This is a genomic window from Mesorhizobium sp., from assembly GCF_041661565.1.
Classification (GTDB): Bacteria; Pseudomonadota; Alphaproteobacteria; order Rhizobiales; family Rhizobiaceae; genus Mesorhizobium.
In genome coordinates this window covers 15,648-41,116 of the sequence record NZ_JBAZUD010000012.1, presented here as the reverse complement: position 1 = coordinate 41,116, position 25,469 = coordinate 15,648, and the positions used below count along the sequence as shown (strand labels likewise).

Genomic DNA, 25,469 nt, shown 5'->3' with positions numbered 1-25,469 from the left:
TCTTCCACAGGGGGAGAAGGCAGAAGGAGCTACAATTTCCCCAGCAGTTCCGGCGTCGGCCAGCCATCCACCGCCAAGCCGAGGCGCATCTGTTCCTTGCGGATCGCTTCGCGGGTGTTGGTGCCCAGGATGCCGTCGACCGTGCCGACATCGTAACCCCTGGCTTCCAGCTTGGTCTGCAAGGCCTTCATCTGGTCGCCGTTGAGGCCGGTCTCGGGATTGCGCGGGTCGAACCGCGGCGCGCCGGCAAAGCGGGCGGCGAGGTTGGCCGCGGTCAGCGCGTAGGTGAAGGACTGGTTCCATTCGAGATAGACGTCGAAATTGTCATAGGTGAGGAAGGCCGGGCCCTTGCGGCCCATGGGCAGCGCCAGGCCTGCCTTCAGGCCATTGTCCACCAGCGGCGCACCGCTTGGATAGGTGACGCCCCACTGCGCCCACTGCGTCAGCGGCAATTTGTTGGTGCGGCCGGTCTGGTCCCACGGCATGTCGTCGGGCACGCGGACTTCCTCGATCCAGGGCTGGTCGCGCTTCCAGCCGCGCGACAGGACCTTGCTGGCGGTGGTCATGATCACGTCCGGCACGCTGCCGCGCAGGTCGACCTTGCCGTCGCCATCGCCATCGACGCCATGCGACAGATAGTCGGACGGCAGGATCTGCGTCTGGCCGATCTCGCCGGCCCAGGCGCCCTCGACATCGGCCGGCAGGACACCGCGATCGATGAGTTCCAGAAGCGGCACCAGTTGCTGCCGAAACAGCTGCGGACGGCGGCAATCATGCGCGAGCGTGACAAGCGCATTGAGCGTGTGGAAATCGCCCTGCACCGCGCCGAAATCGGTTTCCAGTGCCCAGAACGCGGCGATGATGGGGGCCTGGACGCCGAACTGCTGGTCGGCGCGGGCGAAGACATCGGCGTATTTCTTCAGGTTGGCCGCGCCTTGCTTCAGCCGGTAGGCCGAGATCATGCGGTTGGAGAATTCAATGAAGGTCTGGGTGAAAACGCCCTGGGCGCGGTCACGTGCCAGCGCCTTCTCGTCGATGGTGGCGGCTTCCAACGCGGCGAGGCCGACGGCTCCGGCACCGGCAGCCTTGGCTTCCGCCGCTACGCCCTGCTTCCAGGTTTCGAAATCGCCGCCGCATTCTTGCGCCATTGCCGGCAGGGCCGTGGCGCACAAGAGCAGCGCCGCGAGGGCGTGGAGACGCAATTGCATCGGCTTCCTTTCGAAACTGACAGGGGATGATCGTGCTCGCCTGGCGCCCCAACGCCTTGGATCGCCCGGCGGTTGCACGCGTCACCGCTGGCTGTGTCGAAAAGCAGGCGACAGGCCCGGTGTCAACGGCTCTTCTGCCACAGTGCGGCGTTGAAAGCGGTTCGTTGCGGGTTCAACGGGGACTCTGTGGGAGTAATTGGTGAAGGGTGGTTTCGCCGCCCTTGAACCTCAACGGGTGTTCTGCCGCAGCCATTTGTTCCAGGCGGATTCACTGCCGTTGAAGACGTTGATGTCGGACTTGCCGGTCATCCCTGGCACGATTCCGGTGCCGGTGTACTGCCAGAAGGTGAAGGGGTGGCTGCCGTACTTCTCGCGCGGATGTCCGGCGACGGAGCGCAGCCAGTAGGGATAGCCGCGGAAGCTGGACAGCTCGTTGTCGTCGAAGAAGTCGACCGACGTGTAGATGATCGGCTTCTTGCCGTAATGCCGCTCGACGATCTGGAGGAAAGTGGTCATCTCGGCGCGCACGGTGGCGGCATCCGGACGCAGCCGGCAGGTTGGCGATTTCGGGTTCCATTCCATGTCGAGAACCGGCGGCATGGCCGAGCGGTCGACCGGGACATTCTGGATGAACCAGCGCGCCTGCACGGCGGCCGGTGTGCAGAAATAGAAGAAATGATAGGCCGCGCGCGGAATTCCGTTGGATTTCGTGCGCGACCAATGCTCGTTGAAATACTCATCGAAGCGGTCGCCACCCTCGGTCGCCTTGATGAAAGCGAAGGAGATGCCGCTGGCCTTGGCCGCCGGCCAATCGACCGAGGTCTGGTATTTGGAGACGTCGGTGCCGTGAACGGCATAGTTCCACGGCGCCCCGCTGTCCCATTCATGCGGCTTGGAGTCGGCGAAGCGCGGCGCGCGCACGGTAACCGTCTGGCTGCTGGATGGCGACAGCGGCGAGAGATCGTCCACGGTCGAGCAGGCGCCAAGCAGCGTCAGCATGAAAAGAGCCGCAAGACGGCGCATCGCAACTTCCAAGCCGGAATCAGCCGGTCGCTGATGGGTCTGTAGCAGATGGCCGGTCTGGCCCCTCCGGACGATCGCCCCACGCATCGCCCGGCATTCGTGTCAGCCGCCCCGCAATCTCGATGCCCGGCAGGACGACTTCCATCCCCTTTGATCGCCGATCATGGTTGATAATCCGTTGATGGCGCTCGACAAGGGCCTCCAATTTGCGGAAGCAATGGCGGCAATTCGATGACATAAAGCTTGGGCGACAGCCTGGGAGGAAATTATGCGGTTTGCGGTCAAGATCGTCAAATGGCTGCTTGGCCTGGTCGTGCTGGCGGTTGCCGCTTTGTTTGCCTGGCTCTACATCGCGCCGCCCGAATTGATTCGCGTCGGCTCGGGCTATTCGGCCAAGATCGTGTGCTCGAACGTCTTCATCGCCGGACGCGATCCCGAAGAGGTGCTCGCCGTCGACGTGCAGGCGCCCGGCCATCCCTTGCTGCGGTTGATGCGGGTCTCGGTGGACAAGAACCGGGGCACCGTCTCGGCCGGCCTGCTCGGCTTCCTCGGCAAGAGCGTTGCCGTCGCCCGCGACGGGCTGGGCTGTGCCTCGGTTCCCGATGGCGATGTCGGCAAGGCACGGCGCACGACCATCCATGTCGGGCCGTCGGCGGCCCGCGAAAATGCGCTGTGGCCGGAAGGCGAGCGGGTCGATGGCTCACAGGATCCGGTGGTGGCGAAGCTGCTCGACGATGCCGCGCTGACCGGGGCCGGCATGCGCGCTGTGGTGGTCGTGAAAAACGGCCGCATCGTCGCGGAACGCTACGGCGACGGCTTTTCCGACAGGACGCCGCTGCTCGGCTGGTCGATGACCAAGACGGTGAATGCCGCCATTATCGGCACGCTGGTCAAGGACGGCAAGATGGCGGTCGCCGACAAAGGCCTGTTCGCACCATGGAAGGCCGACGGCCGCGCCGCGATCAGCCTTGCCGACATGATGGCGATGTCGAGCGGTCTGGCGTTCAACGAGGATTATGGCGACGTCGCCGACGTCACCCGCATGCTCTATCTCGAACCCGACATGGCGGGTTTTGCCGAAGCCAAGCCGCTGGCCGCCGAAGTCGGCAAGGTTTTCTCCTATTCGAGCGGCACGGCGGTGATGCTGTCGCGGCTGTGGCAGGACGCGATCGGCGACAAGGCCAGGGCCCTTGCGTGGCCGCGCACGGCGCTGTTCGAGCCGCTCGGCATGCACAGTGCCGTGCTCGAAACCGACGAGCAGGGAACCTTTGTCGGCTCCTCCTATCTCTACGCCACCGCGCATGACTGGGCGCGCTTCGGCCAGTTCCTGGCTCAGGGCGGCGTCTGGAACGGCAACCAGGTCCTGCCCGCCGGCTTCGTCGACTGGATGCGCGAGCCGGCGCCGGCCTCGAAGGTCTACGGCAAGGGCCAGTTATGGCTCGAAGCGCCGGGCGACGAGGAAAACCCAGGCGCCGGCGTCGCAGCAGATTTGCCCAAGGACACCTATTGGATGGAGGGGCATGACGGGCAGACTGTCACCATCATTCCATCGGAGCAACTGGTGGTGGTGCGGCTGGGCCTGACCCCGGCCAAGCTCGGCTATCGCCCGCAAACCATGGTGGGCGCCCTGGTGAAGGCGCTGCATTAGCGGCTTGGTTGTCCAATCACCGCCAGCCAGGCATAGCCGCGATAAAGCGTGCGGAAACGGAAAATTGCGCCGGTTCGCCGGGATTCCGTTTCCAGGACGTCGCGCAAGGATTGACGCGGCGAGACGTGGAATTTCCTGAGCCAACCGCGCAGCACGGTGCGGAACCAGGTGGGCAGGCCTTCCTGCTGGCCGAAATCGACGATGTGCAGCGAGCCGTTGGGGGCGAGCGCTGCCAGTGCCGCCGACACAGTCTTTTCCCAGCCGGGGATCATCGACAGCGAATAGGAGACGAAGACGCGGTCGAAGCGGTCGATGCCGTAAAGCGCGGCGGCATCGAAATCGGTGGCGTCGCCCCTTGCCAGCGTGACGCGGCCGGACAGGCCTTCGCGATCGATCGCCTTGCGCGCCGTTTCCAGCATTCCGGCCGAGATATCGAGGCCGAAGAAGCGAGCCTCGGGGTATCGGCGGGCGGCGAGGATGATGTTGCGGCCGGTGCCGCAGCCGAGTTCGAGCACGGTGCCCCCTTTCGGCACGTCCAGTCCGGCGATCAGCCGGTCGCGTCCGAGCAGATAATATTTGCGGGTCAGGTCATAGATGTGACGCTGCCAGCGGTAGACGCCGTCCATCAGTTCGGCATGGCTGGCCGGCAGCTCCGTCGTGCTCATGGCGCGCGCTTCACATAGAGGTGGAAGCCACCATAGATGGCGGAACGGTCGCGGGCCGAGAATTCGCGCGACGCCTCGTCCTGGTAGTCCCACTGGTCGAGCAGAGAGGTCGAGACGCGGCCCGGCAGCAGGCTGGGCTCGGCGGCGGTGCGGAAGATGACACGCGCTCCGGCCGAAGCGGTGCGGCTGATTTCCGACCAAAGCCCATTCAGCTGTTCGTCGGTCATCCAGTCCTGCGCATCGAGCAGGATGAAGCGATCGACGGTCCCGGCATCCTTGCCGGCGAGGAATTCGATCAGGTTGGCGTGGTGAATGGCGACGCGGTCGATATTGCCGCGGATGGTGTCGTAGTTGCGTTTTTCCAGATAGGCGGGCAGGGCGGCCTCGCCGGGTTCGGGATAGCGCCGGGCGAAAGCTTGCCAGGCGAAGTAATTATTCCGCAAGGGAAAATCGCAGGCGAGCTTTTCCAGCCGGGCCTTCAGGACGCTGGCCATGGTGCCGTCGCCCGACGTGATCAGCGAATCATATTGGGCCGGCGGAATGCCGAGGCCGAACAGCGAGGCCTTGCGCGAGGTCGCCCATTTCAACAGCGGTTTGTCGAAGACCGGGGCCAGTTCCTCATGGAAGAAGCGGCGCTGCTCGCCGATGTTGCGGGCCTGCATGATGCCGGCCGGGTCGACGCCGAAGACTTTCGCCGTGCGATGGCCCATGGCGATGAACAGGCCGAGCAGGCCGGTCTGGTAGAAATTGCGGTCGAAAACACCGATACGCCGGCGGCCGCGCCAGTCGCGGCGTTCCCAATAGTGGCGGCTGACCGGATCGAGATGTGGTGCGATGAAGCGGTCGTAGGCTTGCGAATTGTGGCTAGTGTCGGCGGCGCCGAAGAAGCGGAACAGGTCGCCCTGCGAAGGCAGACGGCGCACGGCCTCGAGCTTCATCCGGTTCAGTGCGATGTGGGCGGCGTTGAGGTCTACGGCGTCGACGCGTGCCGGCGAACGGGTGAGGTAGGCCAGGATGTTGCAGCCGCCCGAGGCGATGGTGACGACGCGGTGGCCACGGCCAAGCTGCATCGCGTCCATGTCGACATCGGGGTCTTCCCAGATCTGCGGATAGACGAGGCCCGAAAACAGAAAGGCGAACAGCCGCTCGGAAATGCCGGCCTTCGACAGCGCGCGGTTCTGGTAGACGGCCTTTCCAACTTCCTTGCCACGGCGAAAAACCAGGTCCGAGGAGACGTCCGTCATGGCAAAATGATTCCCCTTTTGCTTTGCCGCAAGCGGGTAGCGCAGGGTCATGACAGGCCGGTGACAGCCTTTTGACGTCGGTTCAGGCCTTGCCAAACCCGCCCGGTGTCGGCGTCGTGACGATGACAGCCTCGCCTGGCTGGAGCACGGTCTGGTCGCAGGCTTTCAGCACCTCGATCGTGCCGTCCTTGCGGCGGACCTTGGTTGAGCCGACCTCGCCGTCGCCGCCGCCGTCCAGACCCTTCGGCGGGCGATTGCGATGCGAGGACAGGATCGCGCATTCCATCTTTTCGAGGAATCGGATGCTGCGACTGGTGCCGTCGCCGGCATTCCATTTGCCCTTGCCGCCGGAGCCCTCCCGGATGTGGAAATCCTCGAGCAGGACGGGGAAGCGCAGTTCCAGCACTTCCGGGTCGGTGAGGCGGGAATTGGTCATGTGGGTGTGGACGCCGGACGTGCCGGCGAACCCGCGTCCTGAGTTCATGTGCCCGGCCGGGGAGCCGGAGCAGATTGTCTCGTAGTACTGATATTGCTTGTTGCCGAAGGTGAGGTTGTTCATCGTTCCCTGAGCATTGGCCATCGCGCCCATGGCGCCGAACAGGGCGTTGGTGACGTGCTGCGAGGTCTCGACATTGCCGGCGACGACGGCCGCCGGATAGGTGGGTTTGAGCATGCAGCCATCGGGAATGATGATGTTGATCGGCCTGAGGCAGCCGGCATTCATCGGGATCATGTCCTCGACCATGACGCGGAAGGCGTAGAGGACAGCCGCGCGGGCGACCGGCTCCGGCGCATTGAAATTGTTCTTCATGACAGGCGATGTGCCGGTGAAGTCGACCGTTGCCTCGCGCTTTTGCCGGTCGACCGTGATCTTCACCTTGATCACCTGGCCGGTATCGGTCGGGTATTCGTATTGCGACGTATCGGGCAGCCGTTCCAGCACGCGGCGCACGCTTTCGGCTGCGTTGTCCTGGACATGGCCCATATAGCCCTCGACCACATCGAGGCCGAAATGCGCGACCATCTTGCGCAATTCGGCGACGCCTTTCTCATTGGCGGCAATCTGCGCCTTGAGGTCGGCGATGTTCTGGTTCGGGTTGCGGGCCGGATAGCGATGATCGGTGAGCAGCGCATGCAGCTCATCCTCGCGAAAGCGGCCGCGGTCGACGATGCGGAAATTGTCGAACAGCACGCCTTCCTCGTCGACCGTGGTGGCGAGCGGTGTCATAGACCCGGGCGCCGTGCCGCCGATATCGGCGTGATGGCCGCGCGAGGCCGCCCAGAACAGGATTGTTCTTTGGGCATCGTCGAAGACGGGCGTGACCACCGTGATGTCGGGCAGATGCGTGCCGCCATTATAGGGTGCGTTGAGAGCAAAGACGTCGCCGGGGTGGATGTCGCCGGAATTAAGCCGGATGATGGTTTCGACCGAGCGGTCCATCGAGCCCAGATGCACCGGCATGTGCGGCGCGTTGGCGACCAGCGCCCCGGTGTGGTCGAAGACGGCACAGGAAAAATCCAGCCTTTCCTTGATGTTGACGGAATAGGCCGTGTTCTGGAGCGTCACGCCCATCTGTTCGGCAATGGACATGAAGAGGTTGTTGAAGACTTCCAGCATGACCGGATCGGCTGATGTGCCGAGTGCGGCCTGCCGGCGCTTTTTCTCGATGCGGCGCAGCAGCACATGGTTTCGGGCGGTGATTTCTGCCTGCCAGCCGGGCTCGACGACGATGGTCTGGTTCGGCTCGATGATCAGGGCGGCACCCGCAATCCTGTTGCCGGGCTTGAGCGCGTCGCGAAGGAAGACGCCGCAATCGCGCCACTCCCCCTCGGTAAAGATTTTGCGGGTTTGTGAAGGGCTTGCGACGAGATCCTCGGTTTCCGAATCACTTTCGTCGCCAACGGTGCCGCCGGTGTCGGTGCCTTCGACGCCGACGGTCTCGACGATCATCGGCTTGTCGTCGTAGACGAAGCCGAATTGCGCCTTGTGGGCAATTTCGAAATCGCGCCTGGCCTGGAAAATGGAGCTGTCCTCGAAATTCACCGGCAACGCCGTGTCGGTGCCGTCATAGCGAATGTGCAGCACGGGTTTTGCAGCGACGGCATTCTCCGCGATGCCTTGCGCGGCGAGTTCGGTGATGACGGCCTTTCTCAATGTGGCAATGAGGGCGGCGATCTCGGTTCTGGACTCTTCGGCAAGAGGCTTGAGCAGCGCCTGCTGGCGTGAGGCGAAGACGGACGCCAGCCCTATGCCATAAGCCGACAGCAGGCCCGAGAAAGGGTGGATCAGCACCGCCTCCATGCCCAGCGCATCGGCAACCAGGCAGGCATGCTGGCCGCCGGCGCCGCCAAAACAGTTCAACAGATATTCGGTGACGTCGTAGCCCCGCTGCACGGAGATTTTCTTGATGGCATTGGCCATGTTCTCGACGGCGATGGTGATGAACCCCTCGGCCGCCGCTTCGGGCGAACGCCCGTCGCCGATTTCGGCGGCAAGTGCCGCGAATTTCGCGCGCACGATGGCGACGTCGAGCTGCTCGTCCTGGCCGGGGCCGAAAATCGCGGGGAAGAAATCGGGCTGCAGCTTGCCCAGCATCACGTTGGCGTCGGTGACGGCCAGCGGCCCGCCGCGTCGATAGGCCGCCGGACCCGGATTGGCGCCGGCGGAGTCCGGTCCCGCGCGAAAGCGGCCGGCCTCGTAGTGCAGGATCGATCCGCCGCCGGCGGCGACTGTGTGGATGCGCATCATCGGCGCGCGCACGCGCACGCCGGCGACCTCCGTATCGAAGGCGCGCTCATATGCGCCGTCATAGTGGGCGACGTCGGTCGATGTGCCGCCCATGTCGAAGCCGATGACCTTGTCGAACCCGGCGCGCTTGGCCGTCTCGACCATGCCGACCACGCCGCCCGCCGGGCCTGACAGCAGCGCGTCCTTGCCCCGGAACATGTCGGCGGCGGTCAGGCCGCCCGACGACATCATGAACATGAGATGGGGACTTTCCCTCCCCCTCGAGGGGAGGGTGTCGGCAGAGCCGACGGGTGGGGGTGGACCGACCGGCCCCGGTGTTCCGGCGGGGCCTTCTGAGGAGAGGACGCCGAGTTCCTGGCCAACCCTTCGCACGTAGCGCGACAGGATCGGCGACAGATAGGCGTCCACCACGGTGGTGTCGCCACGGCCGACGAGCTTGATCAGCGGCGACACTTCATGGCTGACCGAGATTTGGCCGAAGCCGATCTTGCGGCAGATTTTCGCCACCGCTTTCTCGTGATCGGGGTATTTCCAAGCATGCATGAAGACGATGGCGACGGCATCGATGCCGTCCGCCTTCGCCTGCTCGATCGCCGTCCGGCAAGCGGCGATGTCAAGCAACCGTTCGACGCAGCCGTCGGCACGCACCCGCTCGTCGATCTCGATCACGCGTTCGTAGAGCTGTTCCGGGAGGATGATCTCCTTGGCGAAGATGTCCGGGCGCGCCTGGTAGGCGATCGCGAGCGCGTCGCGGAAGCCCTTGGTGATCAGCAGCAGCACGCGGTCGCCCTTGCGCTCCAGCAGTGCGTTGGTGGCGACCGTGGTGCCCATCTTGATATCGCCGATCAAGCCCGGCGGGATCGCGGCGCCGGATTCGAGGCCGAGAAGGTCGCGAATGCCCTGGATCGCTGCATCGGAGTAGGCTTCCGGATTTTCGGAGAGAAGCTTGCGCGGATGCAAGCGGCCTTGCCGATCGCGGCCGATGATGTCGGTGAAGGTGCCGCCGCGGTCGATCCAGAAATCCCACTTCGCGGCCATCGCGGCTGCCTCCAGCGTTTTTGTTTCAGCTCTCGTTGTTAATGCGACACTGACCATGCAGCAACGCACGCCATTGATATTACATGCGGAAACGCAACGTTACGAAACCCATGGGCGGCCGGTGCATTGTCTTCCCGAGCGTCACCGCGAGCGGGGGCGTTATTATAAGGAGAGATGTTATGAAGAACCTTATTCTTGCGTCAGTTTCGGCTCTGGCTTTGCTCGGCGTCGCGGCCTGCAGCGATAGCGGCACCGACAACACCACGACACAGAGCACCAATCCTCCGGCCGCAGAGCAGCCGATGCAACCGGCATCGCCCGATGCGGCGAAGCCAGCCGAACCGGCTCCGGCAACACCAGCTCCGGCCCCTGCCCAGTAATCTCGGGGCGAGAGCTAGAGTAATCAGCGTAAAGGAAGGGCCGGCCTCGAGCCGGCCTTTTCTTGATCGTGGGAGCACTGCCATAGTGCTATCGCGGCTTGATAGCGGGCGGCAGCCGCTTTAATAAGCGGTCATGTCGATTTGGGATCGCTTCGGCGACTTCATCACCCGCGTTTCATCTTCAACCTCGTCTGGCGTCTCGGACGTCGTGGAGGCTGTGCGCACGGTTTTTTCCGGCGACGCCGACCTGCGCCGGCGCGTTGCATTCTCGGTGGCGATGATCGCGCTGTCGGCCAAGATGGCCAAGGCCGATGGCATCGTCACCCAGGATGAAGTTCGGGCCTTCCAGCAGATATTCGAAGTGCCGCAGAAGGAAACGCGCAATGTGGCGCGGCTTTTCGATCTCGCTCAGCGCGACGTGGCCGGTTTCGAGATTTATGCCGCGCGCATGGCGCAGATGTGCGGTTCGGGACATTCCAATTGCGTGATGCTGGAAGACATACTCGACGGACTGTTCCACATCGCCAAGGCGGACGGACTGGTGCATGAGCGGGAGGGCCAGTTCCTGCACCGCATCGCCGAAATCTTCCAGATCGACGAGGCGCACTACGAAGCCATCATGGCGCGTCACGTAAACCTCGGCGCTGGTGATCCCTATGTCGTGCTCGGGATCGAGCGCGGCAGGCCTTTCGAAGAGGTCAAGAAGCGGTATCGCAAGCTGGTGTCCGATAACCACCCGGACCGGCTGATCGCGCGCGGCCTGCCGCAGGAGTTCATCAAGATCGCCACGACCAGGGTCGCCGCGATCAACGCCGCGTATGAGATGATCGAGCGAGGCCTGCGCCCCGCATGAGCGGCTTCCTGCCCGACGAGCCGAGCGCCGAGGTCAGGGTATCACCGAATTTCGGACCGCGACGCGACCCGGTCAAGCCCGACATGATCGTGTTGCACTATACGGGCATGCCGACCGGCGCCGGGGCTGAGTCGTGGCTGTGCGACCCGGCCAGCGAAGTCTCGTCGCACTATCTGGTGCATGAGAACGGTCATATCGTGCAGATGGTCAGGGAAAGCAACCGCGCCTGGCACGCAGGCAAGAGTTCGTGGTCGGGTGTCACGGACATCAACTCCTGTTCGATCGGTATCGAGATAGTCAATCCAGGCCATACGCTGGGCTATCCCGGCTTTCCCAGGCGACAGGTCGACGCGGTGATCAGGCTGTGCCGGGGAATCTCGGCCCGGCATGCGATCAGCCCGGAGCGGGTCCTGGCGCATTCGGACGTCGCGCCCGGCCGAAAGATCGATCCCGGCGAGAAGTTTCCCTGGGCGGCTCTGTTCGCGGCCGGCATCGGTCATCTGGTGGCGCCCGCGCCCATCAGGCGCGGGTCGGTCCTCAAGGCCGGGGCCGCCGGGGCCCAGGTGGAGGCGCTGCAGTCGATGCTGGCGCTTTATGGCTATGGTGTCGAGATATCGGGCATCTTCGATCGCCAGACCGAGATCGTGGTCGAGGCGTTTCAGCGCCATTTCCGGCAGCGTAGGGTCGACGGGATTGCCGACCGTTCGACGATCCTGACGTTGAAAAGGCTGCTTACGTCCCTGGCGGGCTGACGTTGAGGAAGGTCGCTCTCAAGTAAAACCTTCCAAACCGTTAAGTTACAAACTGTCGCGCAAAGTGATTTGTCTGGCCTTCATTGGCGCTAAATCGGCCGTCAAACGGCTGCTGTACAGACGTCGGGCCCCCAGTTTAGCGATGACCCGATATTGATCAGGCGTTGCCGCGTTGAAACCTTCGCGCGGTTCAGACAGAACAGGATCACATGCTCAGATTGACCGTTGTAACGGCAGCTCTTGCTGCCGGAGTATTCAGTGTTGCCTTCAGTACCGCACATTCCGCTCCGCTCAGTCCACGTGCCGACCAGGGGCTCGCGGCGGCCTCCGCGAAAAGCGGCAAGGCCAACCCTGCGAAAGCGACGAAGCGAGCCACGGCGAAAGTCGAGAAGGCAAGCTTGACCCATGCGAAGAAGGCACGCGCGAAAAAACGGTCCAGACGCGGCAGCATGCCCGTCGACACGATGACGACGGCATCGATCGGCGCAGTTGCGCTGCCGACGGCGCCGGCGGCCGATGGCCAGTATTCGGCGATCGTCGCGCGTTACGCCGCGAGCTACGGCGTGCCGGTCACCCTGGCCCAGGCGGTCATCAGGATCGAGAGCAACTATCGGCCGAACATGGTGGGCAGCGCCGGCGAAATCGGCCTGATGCAGATCAAGCCGGCGACGGCGCGGATGATGGGCTACAGCGGCTCGGCCAAGGGGCTGTTCGATCCCGACACCAATATCAAGTACGGCATGAAGTATCTCGCCATGGCTCAGGATCTGGGCGGCGGAACGACCTGCGGCACCATCCTGAAATACAATGCCGGCCACGCCGCGACGCGCATGAACCCGGTCTCCGCCGCCTATTGCAGCAAGGTCAAGGTGCAGATGGCGGCGTTGTAGGCAACCCGGCTGCACAGGACGGAACCTCGTGGCGGGAGGTGCCGTCCCGGCACGGCGCAAGGGCGCTGCGACTGTTTCCCGGAGTCCGGCTTTTTCATTTGCGTTTTGCGGCGTGAACCCCTTTATACGCCCTTGCCAGCTGGCTGGGCGGCCGCACCTGCAAACACCGAAAGGCCGTGGGTGAGGAAAGTCCGGGCTCCATGGAAACACGGTGCCGGTTAATGGCCGGCGGGGGCGACCCCAGGGAAAGTGCCACAGAAAGCAAACCGCCACGGCCCGGCTTGCCGGGTTCGGGGCAAGGGTGAAAGGGTGGGGTAAGAGCCCACCGCGCGACTGGCAACAGGAGCGGCACGGTAAACCCCACCGGGAGCAAGACCGAATAGGGACGGTGCGAGGGGAAACCTTCGAGGGCTGTTTCCGGCTCACCGTCCGGGTAGGTTGCGTGAGACGCATGGCAACATGCGCCCAAGATGAATGGCCGCCACGTTCTCGCCCCGCAAGGGGCGAGGGCCATACAGAACCCGGCTTACAGGCCGGCTGGCAGTTTCTCCTCGAAAAGAGAAATCATTTTATATCAGCAGGTTGCGCCTTCGGGCGTGCCTGTCGATTCAAGCTCCTCCAGCCTGTCGGTTCAACCCGCCATTGCTTGAAGTTGGTACGATAAAATCGTACCATGGTTCGGCAACGATACTGGGAATTTCTCATGGGACAGGTCGACAAACGCAGCATCACGCTGTCGCCGGAACTGGCGCAAGCGGTGGACGATGTGGTGGCCGCCGGAGAGTACGCCTCGGCGAGCGAGGTCATCCGCGATGCGCTGCGGCAATGGAAGGACCGTCGCGATCTCTTCGGCTATACGATCGAGGAACTGCGCAAGCTGGTGCAGGAAGGCATCGACAGCGGGCCTGGCCGATTTGCATCGATGGATGAGATCAAGGCAGAAGCACGCAGGCGTTGGCGATCCGACGACGCCGCATGAATTTACTGCCCATTATCCGGAACGCGCGCGCTGAAGACGATCTCATAACAATTTGGCAACATATTGCACGCGACAGCGAAGCTGCAGCCGATCGGTTGCTCGACCGCATCGAAGCGCGGTGGCAGCAACTCACCACATATCCCTTCTCGGGCGCACCGCGCGATGATATCGCGCCAGGCATCCGTCATCTCGTGGTTGGCGAATACCTGACTTTGTATCGCGTCGCCGACGACGCGATCGAAATTCTTCGCGTACTGCACGGCCATCGCAACATCGAGGTCGACGATTTGCGGTCGTGACCGGTTGGATCAGCCGCCGATCCCGTCCAGCGATGCCTCGATCGCCTTCCAGAGTTCTTCCACCGGCTCGCAGCCGACCGACAGGCGCACAAAGCCGGCGGGAACCGCATCGCCCCGCTTCGAGCGCCGCTCGGCCGAGGTGTGGACGCCACCGAAGGAGGTCGCGGCCTCGATGAGTGGGCAATTGTTGATGAAATCCTCGGCTTTCTCCTCCGAGCCGAGCTCGAAGGAGATGAGGAAGCCGAAACGCTCCATCTGGGCGCGGGCAAGGTTGTGCGACGGATCGCCAGCCAGACCAGGGAAGCGCAGGCCACGGACCGCGCGATGTTCCTTCAGCCGTTGCGCTATGGTTTCGGCCGAAGAGCACATGCGATCGAAGCGCACCTCGAGAGTTTCGAGGCCGCGATGCACCAGCCAGGCTTCGAACGGCCCGGGAATGCCGCCGGCCATCGCCCGCCAGTCGGTCACCCTGGCGATGATGTCGGCGTTGCGGCTTGCCACATGGCCGAACAGCACGTCGGAGTGGCCGTTGACCGCCTTGGTGTCGGCGGAGACGACGATATCGGCGCCGAAGTCGAGCGGACGCTGGCCGAACGGCGTCATCGTCGTGTTGTCGACGACAAGGACCGCGCCCTGTTGGTGGGCGGCCTTGGCGACGGCCGCGATATCGCAGATGTCCAACCGCGGATTTGACGGGGTTTCCACGAAGACCAGCTGGTAGCCTTCGAAGCCGCCGTCGAGGAAGGTCGGTGTCGGCTTGGTGTCACATGTGATGCCGAGCGGCTTCAGGAAGCGATCGGCCATGGCGCGCGTGGCATGGTACCCGTCCGCGGGCAGAAGCACGCGGTCGCCCGATTTCAGAAGAGCGAAGAACACGGCCGAAATCGCGGCCATTCCGGAGGGAAAGCTCACGCATTGCGCGTCCTCGAGATGGCCGAGCACATGTTCCACGGCGCGCCAGGTCGGATTGTCGTAGCGGCCATATTGATCGACTTCCGTTTCGACACCCGGCGTGTGGAAGATCGAAGCCATGGTCAGCGGCAAGGGGATCGGATCGCCATTGGCGAAATTGCGGCTGCGCAAATGGGAAAGTGCGGCGGCGCGTGAGTTTGCCGTCTCTGACATGGGTTCGATCCTTTGTGCTGGGCGAAAGCCGTCGCTCGACGCTATGTGCGGCCGCGGGGCCCGGCAAGCTGTCTCCGATTGGGCCAGGGGCTCTAAACGCTTCGTTAGGCTTAATGATCCATAAAGACGAGACGTGCCGTTGCGACTGCCCGGATTGGTCGCGATGCGCGTATGTGAAGCCTATTCCCGTTGACGCCCATAGTGCCCCATGTTATCCCATTCAGATACTCAAGCCTTCGTTCCGTGTCAGGGTAAAGCGTACGCCAATCGGGCAGCCGCGATGGCTGCGCGTTTGCCGGTTTTTACCCCTGCGAGCGAGGCGGGTTCGGGGCAGGGAACGCGTTGCGGCGGCGCGTTCGACGAGATGCAGAGGGGTGCGGCGGCGCAGGCGGCCGTAACGCGTGATGGACCGGGTTCTATCGAACACGGTGAGCAGGATCGACGCGAAGGGACGGGTGTCCGTTCCGGCGCATTTCCGCGCCGTCGTTCAGAAACGCGGCTATTCCGAACTCTATGGGCTGCGTTGCCTCGACCTGCCGGCGATGGATGTGGGCGGGCTGGACCTGCTCGATCGCTACGAGCAGCGCATCGCGCTCGAGGATCCCTTCCTGGGCACGGCGGACGACATGTCGTTCTTCTGCCATGGCGACGGCACCTTCCTGAAGCTCGATCAGGACGGGCGCATCACGATGAGCGATTTCATCCGCGAGCATACGGGCATCTCGGCGGAGGTTGCCTTTGTCGGACGCGGCAATTTCTTTCAGATCTGGGAGCCGGGACGGCTTGCCGCCTATGGGGCGCAAGCCCGGGCCCGGCTTCTGCGGCTTCGGCAGGGGACGAAGCCCGGGGAGCAATCGGAATGACGGCGGGCCACGGCGATGACCCTCACGCCGCAGAGAGGCACGCCGCAGACGGGCACACCGTAGACGGGCACACCATTGGCGGATCGGCCCGCCACATTCCGGTCCTCCTCGGCGAAGTGCTTGAAGCGCTGGCGCCGATGGAAGGCGATATCATCATCGACGGGACGTTCGGCGCCGGCGGCTACACAAGGGCGATCCTGGCGACGGGGGCCAGCGTTGTGGCGATCGACCGCGATCCGGATGCGATCGCGGCCGGGCGCGACCTCGAGGCGCAATCGGCCGGCCGACTGAGGCTGGTGCAGGCGCCGTTCTCTACGCTCGACGACCATGTCGAAAGCGCGGACGGCGTCGTGCTCGACATCGGCGTCTCCTCGATGCAGATCGACCAGGCAGGGCGCGGGTTTTCCTTCCGTGCCGACGGTCCGCTCGACATGCGCATGGCGAAGGCGGGCCTGAGCGCCGCAGACGTCGTGAACAGCTTCAAGCCGGGCGACCTTGCCCGCATCTTCGGCTTCCTCGGCGAGGAGCGCCACGCCGGGCGCATCGCCCGGATGATCGAGGCTCGCCGTGAAAAGCGCCCGTTCGAACGCACGCTGGAACTTGCCGACGCCATCGAGACACATGTCGGCCGGGCGCCGAAGGACAAGATCCATCCGGCCACGCGGGTCTTCCAGGCGCTGCGTATCTTCGTCAATGACGAGCTCGGCGAACTCGCCAAGGCACTGTTCGCCGCCGAACGTGTGCTGAAGCCGGGCGGACGGCTCGTCGTGGTGACCTTCCACTCGCTGGAAGATCGCATCGTCAAGCGCTTCATCGCCGACCGCGCCGACGCGGTGACCGGTTCGCGCCACCTGCCCGAGGCACAGGCACGCACCGCGACCTTCCGCAAGGCCGGCGGCGGCGTGACGCCCGGCGATGCCGAGATTGTCGCCAACCCGCGCGCCCGTTCGGCAAGGCTGCGCGCGGCGATCCGCACCGACGCGCCGGCGCGCGGCGGCGATTTCTCGATTTTCGGCCTTCCAAAGCTTCCCGGCATCAACCAGCCGGAAGAGAGGTGACCACGTGTTTCGTACCAGCGACATTGTCCTGATCGCCGTCATGGTTTCGGCGGCCGCCCTTACCTACAAGACAAAGCGCGAGGCCGAGGAACAATTGGCCACGGTGCAGAAGATCCACGCGCAGATACGCTACGAGGAGGACACGATCGACCTGCTCAAGGCCGACTGGAGCCTGCTGACGCAGCCGTCGCGGCTGCAGAAGCTGACCGAACTCTACAAATCGCAGCTCGACCTCGAGCCTGTGAGCGCGCGCCAGATCGTTGGCGTCGGCGACTTGCCGGCCAAGGCCCTGGACATCCAGGACATCCTGTCCGGGCGGCAGGGCGGCATGGCCGAGAATTCGGACAAGGATCCCGTTGTGACCGGAGGCATCGCCCAATGATCGGCAAACTGCTCAAGCGTCGCGCCAGGACGGCTGAGGACGGATCGATCGTTGTCGAGGGTGCCCGCAAGGCGACCGGCGGCAGGGGCCGGACACGCATCGTGATGACGATGGCGGTGTTCTTCGGCATCTTCTCGACCATTTCCGGACGGCTGGTCTATCTCGGCTTCCAGACCCCCGACCTTTCGGGCGGTCCGCAGAGCCGGGTCACGGCATCGCGGCCCGATATTGTCGACCGCAACGGTGAGGTGCTGGCGACCGACATCAAGACGGCGTCCTTGTTCGCCGAGCCGCGCCGCATCGTCGATGCCGACGAGGCGATCGAAAAGCTTTCGACCGTGCTGCCAGAGATCGACTACGAGCAGACCTATCACAAGCTCAAGAGCGGGGCCGGCTTCGTCTGGCTGCAGCGCCAGCTGACACCGAAGCAGCAGGCCGACATCATGCAACTCGGCATTCCGGGCTTCGGCTTCCGCACCGAGAAGCGCCGTTTCTATCCTAGCGGCGAGACCTCGTCCTACGTTGTCGGTCTCACCAACATCGACAACCAGGGCATCTCCGGCATGGAGAAATACATCGATGAGCAGGGCCTGAGCGACCTGCAGGCGTCGGGCCTGGCGATTGCCAAGGATCTCAAGCCGGTGAAGCTGTCGATCGATCTGCGCGTCCAGCATATCGTGCGCGACGAGATCGCCGCGGCCCTGGAGCGCTATCGCGCCATCGGCGCCGGGGCCGTCGTGCTCAACGTCAAGACCGGTGAAGTGGTGGCCATGGCCTCGGTGCCGGATTTTGATCCCAACAACCCGTACAACGCACAGGAAAAGGACCGGCTGAACAGGATGTCCGCGGGCCTCTACGAGATGGGCTCGACTTTCAAGAGCTTCACCTCGGCCATGGCGCTCGATTCCGGCAAGGCGACGATGGCGAGCCGGTTCGACGCCTCGCATCCGATCCGGGTCGGCCATCAGGCCATTCACGATTTCCACGGCAAGAACCGTATCCTGTCGCTGCCGGAAGTGTTCCTCTATTCATCCAACATCGGATCGGCCAGGGAGGCCGAGATGGTCGGCATCGAGGGGCACCGCGAATTCCTGCATCGCCTCGGCATCCTGGACAGGATGCAGACCGAGCTGCCGGAAGTCGCCCGCCCCACCGAACCGAAGGTCTGGAAGCAGGTCAATTCGTTCACCATCGCCTTCGGCCATGGCGTGTCGACAACGCCGCTGCAGGCGGCTGTCGGCTGCGCAGCGCTGATGAATGGCGGCTACTTGATGGAGCCGACATTCCTGGTCCGCAGCGAGCAGGAGGCGATGGCCGTGGCCAAGAAGGTGGTCACCGACAAGACCGTCGAGGGCATGCGCTACCTCTATACGCTCAACGCCGAGAAGGGCTCGGCCAGAAACGCCCGCGTGCCCGGCTACCGCGTTGGCGGCAAGACCGGTACGGCCGAGAAGGTCATCAACGGGCGTTACTCCAAGGATTTGAACTTCAACACCTTCGTCGCGGCCTTCCCGATGGACGATCCGCAATATCTCGTGTTCACGATTGCCGATGCCCCGCACCCCGAAAAGCCAGGGATGACAGACGTCGCGGCGGCAAATGCGGGGGTTATCGCCGGTAATATCATCAGGCGTTCCGCAGCCATGCTTGGCGTGAAGCCAGATTTCAGCCATGAAAATGGTGCAACGCTGGTTTCCTATCAGTGATTCTTAGGGCGCGCCGGCAACTGCGCGCTATTTTGTTGCGGTGAACGGGACTCGATGAAGCTCAGAGATCTAGCCGGTATCCTGCCAGTCGAAGGAACAGCTTCCGTCGATGTGGACATTACCGGGATTTCGTCGGATTCCCGCCAGGTAAAACCTGGCGTGGTCTTCTTCGCGCTCGCGGGCAGCAAGGCGGACGGCTCGGCCTATGCGGCCGACGCCGTCAAGCGTGGCGCCGTCGCGATCGTTACCGGCCCGGGCGGACACCTGGGGCCGCTGGGCGCTCCCGTACTGACGGTCGATGATCCACGCCTGGCGCTGGCGCTCAGCGCGGCGCGTTTCTTCGGCAGGCAACCGGAAATCATGGTCGCGGTGACCGGCACCAGCGGCAAGACGTCGGTCGCTGCCTTCACCAGGCAGATCTGGGAGCAGTCGGGGTATGCCGCAGCCTCGATCGGAACCACGGGCGTGGTGGCGCCGGGCCGCAATGACTATGGTTCGCTGACGACGCCTGATCCGGTCGCCCTGCACCAATTGCTCAGGGAATTGGCGGATGCCGGTGTCACCCACGCCTCGATGGAGGCGTCCAGCCACGGGCTCGACCAGCGCCGCCTCGATGGCGTGAAGCTTGCCGCCGGCGGCTTCACCAATCTCGGCCGCGATCATATGGATTACCATCCGACGATCGAAGACTATCATCGGGCCAAATTGCGCCTGTTCGACACGCTTTTGCCGAAAGGGGCGCCGGCGGTCATCTTCGCCGACGATCCGTGGTCGGCGCCCACGGTCCAGGCGGCGCGGGCGGCCGGGCTCAATGTGCTCACCGTTGGCCGGCACGGCGATTTCCTCAAGTTGAAGCGGGTCGAACACGAGCGTCATCGCCAGCGCGCCGAGGTCGAGGCCGAAGGCGTGCTGTACGAGATCGACCTCCCGCTGGCCGGCGATTTCCAGATTTCGAATGCCCTGGTTTCGGCCGGGCTCGCCATTTCCACGGGAACGCCCATTGCCAAGGCCTTGATGGCACTGGAGAAACTGAAGGGTGCGCCGGGGCGGCTCGACCTCGTCGGCACCACCGCCAATGGCGCACCGGTCTATGTCGATTACGCCCACAAGCCCGACGCGCTGGAAAACGTGCTCGCCTCGGTGCGTCCGTTCACCACGGGCCGCGTCCTCGTCGTGTTCGGCTGCGGCGGCGATCGCGACCGCGGCAAGCGGCCTATCATGGGCGAGATCGCGACGCGGCTTGCCGATGTCGTCATCGTCACCGACGACAATCCGCGTTCGGAAGTGCCGCAGTCAATCCGCGCCGCCATTCTCGCCGCCGCACCGGGGGCCATCGAAATCGGCGACCGGCGCCAGGCTATCCACGAGGCGGTGGCCATGCTGCATGCCGGCGATACGCTGATCGTGGCCGGTAAGGGCCATGAGGAGGGCCAGACGATCGGGTCGGAGACCTTGCACTTTTCCGACCATGAAGAAGTGCGCGCCGCGCTCAGGGAGCGTGCCGCATGAGCCTGCTTTGGACCTCCGAGGCGCTGGTTTCCGCGATGGACGGGCGGCCGCTCGGGCCGATGCCGGACGGCATATCGGGCATTTCGATCGACAGCCGCAGCCTGCAGCCGGGCGATGCGTTCTTCGCCATCAAGGGCGAGGCGATGGACGGGCATGACTTCGCCACCGCGGCCATCAAGGCCGGCGCCGGGGTGCTGGTGGTGGCGGAAGGCAGGCTGCCGTCGCTCGGCCGGCTGACGGCGCCGATCATCGTCGTCGAGGATGTGCTGGCGGCGCTGGAAAAGCTGGGCGTCGCGGCACGGACCCGTTCGCAGGCAAAAATTATCGCGGTGACCGGCTCCGCCGGCAAGACCACCACGAAGGAAGCGCTGCGCCATGTCCTGTCGGCGATCGGCAAGGTGCATGCCTCGGCGCAGTCGTTCAACAACCATTGGGGCGTGCCGCTGACGCTGGCGCGCATGCCCGATGACTGCGACTACGCCGTGTTCGAGATCGGCATGAACCATCCCGACGAGATCCGGCCGCTGGTGAAGATGGTGAGGCCGCATGTCGCCATCGTCACCATGATCGCGGCGGCGCATCTCGGCTTCTTCCGCAATCTGGACGAGATCGCCAAGGCCAAGGCGGAGATTTTCGAAGGGCTGGAGCCCGGAGGGGCCGCCGTCCTCAACCGCGATGATGCGCGCTTCAAGCTGCTGGACAAGCTGGCGCATGCCGCCGGCGTCGAGCATGTCTATGGCTTCGGGGAGAACGCGCGCTCGACGTTCAAACTGGTCAAATGCGAACTCCACGCGGACCATTCCGACATTGCGGCCAGGATCGACGGCCATGACATGATCGCGCGCATCGGAGCGCCCGGCCGGCACATGGTGCAGAACGTGCTGGCGGTGCTGGGCGCGGCGCATCTGGTCGGCGCCGATCTCGACAAGGTGGCGCTGGCGCTGTCCGATCTCTCCGCCGAGCGGGGCCGTGGCAAGCGGCATGTGCTGCGCCACACCGGTGGCTCGATAACTTTGATCGACGAGAGCTACAACGCCAATCCGGCGTCGATGGCCGCAGCCATGGCGTTGCTCAACGCGACGCCGGTGACGGGCGAGGGCCGCCGCATCGCGGTGCTGGGCGACATGCTCGAACTCGGCGACCACTCGGCCAAGCTGCATGCCGCGCTTGCCGATCTCATTGTCGGCACCGGCACGCGGACCGTCTACCTCGGTGGTCCGGAAATGCGGGCGCTGGCGCAGGCACTGCCGGCCGAGGTCAAGACGGAATACCACGCCGGCGCCGAGGAGCTGAAGCCGGTGCTGCTGGCGGCGCTGCGGCCGGGCGACGTGGTGATGATCAAATCGTCGAAAGGCATCGGTTTTGCAAAACTGGTCGATGCGCTGCTGGGCAAGTTCCCGGCTGAAACAACAACCAGCAAACAGACCTAGGTCTGGTCGGGGGACGAAAAGCGCATGTTTACACTGCTCGTCGATTTCGCGGACAAGGTCTCGGTCTTCAATGTCTTCCGCTACATCACCTTCCGCACCGGCGGCGCGCTGATCACGTCGGCGCTAATCGTCTTCATCTTCGGGCCGACGATCATCAATTCGCTGCGGCTGCGGCAAGGCAAGGGCCAGCCGATCCGCGCCGACGGGCCGCAGACGCATTTCAAGAAGGCCGGCACGCCGACCATGGGCGGGCTGATGATCCTGTCGGGCATCATCGGCTCTTCGCTTTTGTGGGCGAACCTGTCGAGCATCTATGTCTGGGTGGTGCTGCTGGTGACGCTGGGCTTCGGCTCGATCGGCTTCTACGACGACTATCTCAAGGTGACCAAGCAGTCGCATCTCGGCTTCTCCGGCAAGGCGCGGTTGGTGCTGGAATTCGCCATCGCTGGCATCGCCGCCTGGGTCATCATGCACAATGGCCAGGCGCCGTTCTCCTCGTCGCTGACATTTCCCTTCGCCAAGGAATTCATCATCAATCTCGGCTGGTTCTTCATTCCGTTCTCCTGTTTCGTCATCGTCGGCGCCGGCAATGCGGTTAATTTGACCGACGGCCTGGACGGGCTGGCGATCGTGCCGATCATGATCGCGGCGGCGTCCTTCGGCGTCATCGCCTATCTCTCCGGCAACGCGGTGTTCGCCGAGTATCTGCAGATCCATTTCGTGCCGGGCACCGGCGAACTGGCGGTGGTGCTTGGCTCGGTGATCGGCGCCGGCCTCGGCTTCCTCTGGTTCAACGCGCCGCCGGCGGCGATCTTCATGGGCGACACCGGCTCGCTGGCCATGGGCGGCCTGATCGGCACCATCGCGGTGGCGACCAAGCACGAGATCGTGCTGGTCATCGTCGGCGGCCTGTTCGTCGTCGAAATCCTGTCGGTCATCATCCAGGTCGGCTACTTCAAGATGACCGGCAAGCGCGTGTTCCTGATGGCGCCGATCCACCATCATTTCGAAAAGCTCGGCTGGACCGAAAGCCAGGTGGTGATCCGCTTCTGGATCATCGCCGTCATCTTGGCACTGGTCGGCCTGTCCACCCTCAAGCTGAGATAGGCAGTCCTTTGATCCCCGCCGCATCCTTCGCAGGCAAGCGCGTTTCGCTCTTCGGGCTCGGTGGCTCGGGGATAGCGACCGCGCGCGCGCTGATCGAGGGCGGGGCCGACGTGCTGGGCTGGGACGACAATCCTGAAAGCGTCGCCAAGGCCGGCGCCGCGGGCATCGCGACCGCTGACCTGCGCGGCGCCGACTGGGCGAAGTTCTCGGCTTTCGTGCTCTCGCCCGGCGTACCGCTGACGCATCCCAAGCCGCATTGGACGGTGGAACTGGCGCGTGGCGCGGGCGTCGAGATCATCGGCGACGTGGAGCTTTTCTGCCGCGAGAGGATCCTCGCCGCGCCAACCTCGCCCTTCATCGCCATCACCGGCACCAATGGCAAGTCGACGACGACCGCGCTGACTGCTCATGTGCTGAAAGCGGCGGGACGCGACACGCAGATGGGCGGCAATATCGGCCGCGCGGTGATGACGCTCGATCCGCCACGGCCCGATCGGCACTATGTCGTCGAATGCTCGTCCTACCAGATCGACCTCGCGCCCTCGATCAACCCGACGGCCGGAATCCTGCTGAACCTCACGCCCGACCATCTCGACCGGCACGGCACCATGCAGCACTACGCTGCGATCAAGGAGCGGCTGGTGGCCGGCAGCGAAACCGCCATCGTCGGCATCGATGATTCCTGGTGCGCACAGATCGCCGAGCGGCTCGAGCGGGCGGGAAGGGATGTCATCCGCATTTCCAAGCGGCTGCCCCTCACCGATGGCTATTTCGCCGACGGCACCAATCTGATGGAGGCGGTGCATGGGCGCTACAGCCGTATCGCCTTCCTCGAAGGCATCGGTTCGCTGCGCGGCCAGCACAATGCGCAAAACGCGCTGGCGGCCGTCGCCGCCTGCCTCAAGGTCGGGCTGGACCTCGGCGAGATCCAGTCGGGGCTTGAGAGCTTCCCCGGCCTTGCGCACCGCATGGAGCAGGTCGGCCGCAAGAACCACGTGTTGTTCATCAACGATTCCAAGGCGACCAATGCCGATGCCGCGGCGCCGGCTCTGTCGAGCTTCCCGCGAATCTACTGGATCGCCGGCGGCCTGCCCAAGGAAGGCGGCATCGAGCCGTTGCGCGGCTTCTTTCCGCGCATCGCCAGAGCCTATCTGATCGGCGAGGCAGCGCCCGCCTTCTCGGCGACGCTCGGCGAGGCCGTGCCCTATGAAATATCCGGCACGCTGGCCGCGGCGGTCGAGCACGCCGCGCGGGACGCGGCCCGCGACGAGGGCGGCGAGGTGGTGGTGCTACTGTCGCCGGCCTGCGCCAGTTTCGACCAGTTCAAGAATTTCGAGGTTCGCGGCGATGCCTTCCGGCAAGCCGTGAATGCTGTCGCGGGTGTGAAACCCATCGGAGGGGCACGTTAATGCAGAGCCGTCTCGACAAAAGTCCGGTTGCAACCTGGTGGTGGACAATCGATCGCTGGTTCCTGGCGGCATTCCTGTCGCTGATGGGGCTCGGCATCGTCCTGTCCTTCGCCGCCAGCCCGGCGGTGGCCGAGCGCATCGGCCTCGACAGTTTCCACTTCGCCACAAGGCAGATCATCTTCACTGTGCCGGCTCTCGGCGTCATGCTGGCCGTCTCATTCCTCGATTCCCGCCAGATCCGGCGCATGGCGCTGATCATGCTGTGCCTGATGCTGGTGCTGATGGTGGCGGTGCTCTACATCGGCGTCGAGGTGAAGGGCGCTCGCCGCTGGGTGTCGCTGGCCGGGCTGTCGATCCAGCCGTCCGAATTCCTGAAACCCGCCTTCGTGGTCATGTGCGCCTGGCTGTTCGCTGAGCACAAGCGCCAGCCCGACATTCCGGGCAATCTGTTCGCCATGCTGCTGCTGGTCCTGGTCGTCTCATTGCTGGTGGCGCAGCCGGACCTTGGCCAGACGATGCTGACGACGGGCACCTGGGGCATCATGTTCTTCATGGCGGGCCTGCCCTGGCTGTGGATCATCGCGCTGGGCGCGGCCGGCGTCGGCGGCGTCTTCGCCGCCTACACCGTGTTTCCGCACGTCGCGCTGCGCATCGACAAGTTCCTCACTGGAGAGGGCGACACGTTCCAGGTCGACATGGGTCGCGACGCGCTGATCAATGGCGGCTGGTTCGGCGTCGGGCCGGGCGAGGGCACGGTCAAGCGGGTCATCCCGGACAGCCACGCCGACTTCGTCTTCTCCGTCGCCGGCGAGGAATTCGGGCTGATCATGTGCTTCTTCATCATGTCGATCTTCGCCTTCATCGTGCTGCGCGGCCTCAATTCGGCGCTGAAGGAACACGATGATTTCACCCGCTACGCGGTCGGTGGCCTGGTCACCGTCTTCGGCCTGCAGGCCGTCATCAACATGTGCGTCAACCTGCAGCTGGTGCCGGCCAAGGGCATGACGCTACCCTTCATCTCTTATGGCGGCTCGTCGCAGATCGCCATCGCCATCTCGATGGGCATGGTGCTGGCGCTGACGCGCAAACGGCCGGAAAAGCGCAAGCAGGTGGGCTTTGGCCTGTCGCAGCGCGCCGTGCCGGCGGAGTGAC

At 64.3% G+C, this 25,469-nt stretch carries 22 protein-coding genes and 1 other RNA gene; 17 read left to right on the top strand and 6 right to left on the bottom strand.

Translation table 11 applies throughout. From position 1 onward, the window contains the following. Window positions 1-29: 29 nt before the first annotated feature. Together WC739_RS04040 and WC739_RS04035 are read right to left on the bottom strand one after the other, a co-directional pair. Window positions 30-1,208 carry a lytic murein transglycosylase gene (locus tag WC739_RS04040; RefSeq protein ID WP_372951730.1) on the bottom strand — a complete coding sequence of 393 codons (1,179 nt, stop codon included), beginning with the start codon at window positions 1,206-1,208 and terminating at the stop codon, window positions 30-32. Between the two features lie 228 nt (window positions 1,209-1,436). Beyond that, window positions 1,437-2,231: a GH25 family lysozyme gene (locus tag WC739_RS04035; RefSeq protein ID WP_372951729.1), complete on the bottom strand. Its 795-nt coding sequence runs from the start codon at window positions 2,229-2,231 to the stop codon at window positions 1,437-1,439. A gap of 268 nt (window positions 2,232-2,499) precedes the next feature. Here WC739_RS04035 and WC739_RS04030 point away from each other — a divergent pair, with 268 nt between their 5' ends. Beyond that, window positions 2,500-3,879, top strand: a complete 1,380-nt coding sequence (locus tag WC739_RS04030; protein WP_372951728.1) for a serine hydrolase domain-containing protein — start codon at window positions 2,500-2,502, stop codon at window positions 3,877-3,879. Here WC739_RS04030 and WC739_RS04025 read toward each other — a convergent pair. The 3 genes from WC739_RS04025 to WC739_RS04015 are packed head-to-tail and all read right to left on the bottom strand — an operon-like array spanning window position 3,876 to window position 9,575. Then, on the bottom strand, window positions 3,876-4,544 hold the full coding sequence (locus tag WC739_RS04025; RefSeq protein ID WP_372951727.1) for a class I SAM-dependent methyltransferase: 669 nt from the start codon (window positions 4,542-4,544) through the stop codon (window positions 3,876-3,878). The two genes, WC739_RS04030 and WC739_RS04025, sit on opposite strands and share 4 nt — an antisense overlap. Further along, entirely contained in the window at window positions 4,541-5,839 is a 1,299-nt protein-coding gene (locus tag WC739_RS04020) for a DUF3419 family protein (RefSeq protein ID WP_372951726.1), read from the bottom strand. The genes WC739_RS04025 and WC739_RS04020 overlap by 4 nt, the downstream gene beginning before the upstream one ends. Window positions 5,840-5,870: 31 nt before the next feature. Continuing rightward, entirely contained in the window at window positions 5,871-9,575 is a 3,705-nt protein-coding gene (locus tag WC739_RS04015) for a hydantoinase B/oxoprolinase family protein (RefSeq protein WP_372951725.1), read from the bottom strand. Between the two features lie 179 nt (window positions 9,576-9,754). Between WC739_RS04015 and WC739_RS04010 the strand changes: the two genes are divergently transcribed. The 7 genes from WC739_RS04010 (at window position 9,755) to WC739_RS03980 (ending at window position 13,728) form a co-directional block, all read left to right on the top strand. Continuing rightward, window positions 9,755-9,955, top strand: coding sequence for a hypothetical protein (locus WC739_RS04010; protein WP_372951724.1), 201 nt, complete (start codon window positions 9,755-9,757; stop codon window positions 9,953-9,955). Between the two features lie 133 nt (window positions 9,956-10,088). Further along, window positions 10,089-10,808, top strand: a complete 720-nt coding sequence (locus tag WC739_RS04005) for a TerB family tellurite resistance protein (RefSeq protein WP_372951723.1) — start codon at window positions 10,089-10,091, stop codon at window positions 10,806-10,808. After that, window positions 10,805-11,560 carry an N-acetylmuramoyl-L-alanine amidase gene (locus tag WC739_RS04000; RefSeq protein WP_372951722.1) on the top strand — a complete coding sequence of 252 codons (756 nt, stop codon included), beginning with the start codon at window positions 10,805-10,807 and terminating at the stop codon, window positions 11,558-11,560. Before WC739_RS04005 ends, WC739_RS04000 begins: the two co-directional genes overlap by 4 nt. A gap of 209 nt (window positions 11,561-11,769) precedes the next feature. Next, window positions 11,770-12,450 carry a lytic transglycosylase domain-containing protein gene (locus tag WC739_RS03995; RefSeq protein ID WP_372951721.1) on the top strand — a complete coding sequence of 227 codons (681 nt, stop codon included), beginning with the start codon at window positions 11,770-11,772 and terminating at the stop codon, window positions 12,448-12,450. A gap of 135 nt (window positions 12,451-12,585) precedes the next feature. After that, an RNA gene (gene rnpB, locus WC739_RS03990) (RNase P RNA component class A) lies at window positions 12,586-12,995 on the top strand. Between the two features lie 158 nt (window positions 12,996-13,153). Continuing rightward, window positions 13,154-13,429: a type II toxin-antitoxin system ParD family antitoxin gene (locus WC739_RS03985; protein WP_372951720.1), complete on the top strand. Its 276-nt coding sequence runs from the start codon at window positions 13,154-13,156 to the stop codon at window positions 13,427-13,429. After that, window positions 13,426-13,728 carry a type II toxin-antitoxin system RelE/ParE family toxin gene (locus tag WC739_RS03980; protein WP_372951719.1) on the top strand — a complete coding sequence of 101 codons (303 nt, stop codon included), beginning with the start codon at window positions 13,426-13,428 and terminating at the stop codon, window positions 13,726-13,728. The genes WC739_RS03985 and WC739_RS03980 overlap by 4 nt, the downstream gene beginning before the upstream one ends. Before the next feature lie 9 nt (window positions 13,729-13,737). Here WC739_RS03980 and WC739_RS03975 read toward each other — a convergent pair whose 3' ends face one another. Beyond that, entirely contained in the window at window positions 13,738-14,853 is a 1,116-nt protein-coding gene (locus WC739_RS03975; RefSeq protein WP_372951718.1) for a cystathionine gamma-lyase, read from the bottom strand. Window positions 14,854-15,257: 404 nt separating this feature from the next. Here WC739_RS03975 and mraZ point away from each other — a divergent pair, with 404 nt between their 5' ends. From mraZ to ftsW, 9 genes are read left to right on the top strand one after another with little or no spacing between them, the layout of a single operon-like run. Beyond that, a complete protein-coding gene (mraZ, locus tag WC739_RS03970) occupies window positions 15,258-15,716 on the top strand; it encodes a division/cell wall cluster transcriptional repressor MraZ (RefSeq protein ID WP_372951717.1) in 459 nt (152 codons plus the stop codon). Beyond that, the gene (gene rsmH, locus WC739_RS03965; protein WP_372951716.1) at window positions 15,713-16,774 is read left to right on the top strand and encodes a 16S rRNA (cytosine(1402)-N(4))-methyltransferase RsmH; all 1,062 of its coding nucleotides are present in this window, start codon (window positions 15,713-15,715) and stop codon (window positions 16,772-16,774) included. Before mraZ ends, rsmH begins: the two co-directional genes overlap by 4 nt. Window positions 16,775-16,778: 4 nt before the next feature. After that, window positions 16,779-17,156 carry a hypothetical protein gene (locus WC739_RS03960; RefSeq protein ID WP_372951715.1) on the top strand — a complete coding sequence of 126 codons (378 nt, stop codon included), beginning with the start codon at window positions 16,779-16,781 and terminating at the stop codon, window positions 17,154-17,156. Continuing rightward, window positions 17,153-18,862: a peptidoglycan D,D-transpeptidase FtsI family protein gene (locus WC739_RS03955; protein ID WP_372951714.1), complete on the top strand. Its 1,710-nt coding sequence runs from the start codon at window positions 17,153-17,155 to the stop codon at window positions 18,860-18,862. Before WC739_RS03960 ends, WC739_RS03955 begins: the two co-directional genes overlap by 4 nt. A 54-nt stretch (window positions 18,863-18,916) precedes the next feature. Then, window positions 18,917-20,371: a UDP-N-acetylmuramoyl-L-alanyl-D-glutamate--2,6-diaminopimelate ligase gene (locus WC739_RS03950; RefSeq protein ID WP_372951713.1), complete on the top strand. Its 1,455-nt coding sequence runs from the start codon at window positions 18,917-18,919 to the stop codon at window positions 20,369-20,371. Further along, window positions 20,368-21,801, top strand: coding sequence for a UDP-N-acetylmuramoylalanyl-D-glutamyl-2,6-diaminopimelate--D-alanyl-D-alanine ligase (locus WC739_RS03945; RefSeq protein ID WP_372951712.1), 1,434 nt, complete (start codon window positions 20,368-20,370; stop codon window positions 21,799-21,801). Before WC739_RS03950 ends, WC739_RS03945 begins: the two co-directional genes overlap by 4 nt. Before the next feature lie 24 nt (window positions 21,802-21,825). After that, window positions 21,826-22,908, top strand: coding sequence for a phospho-N-acetylmuramoyl-pentapeptide-transferase (gene mraY, locus WC739_RS03940; RefSeq protein WP_372951711.1), 1,083 nt, complete (start codon window positions 21,826-21,828; stop codon window positions 22,906-22,908). A gap of 8 nt (window positions 22,909-22,916) precedes the next feature. After that, window positions 22,917-24,317, top strand: a complete 1,401-nt coding sequence (gene murD, locus WC739_RS03935) for a UDP-N-acetylmuramoyl-L-alanine--D-glutamate ligase (RefSeq protein WP_372951710.1) — start codon at window positions 22,917-22,919, stop codon at window positions 24,315-24,317. Continuing rightward, on the top strand, window positions 24,317-25,468 hold the full coding sequence (gene ftsW, locus WC739_RS03930; protein WP_372951709.1) for a putative lipid II flippase FtsW: 1,152 nt from the start codon (window positions 24,317-24,319) through the stop codon (window positions 25,466-25,468). The genes murD and ftsW overlap by 1 nt, the downstream gene beginning before the upstream one ends. Window position 25,469 lies beyond the last annotated feature (1 nt).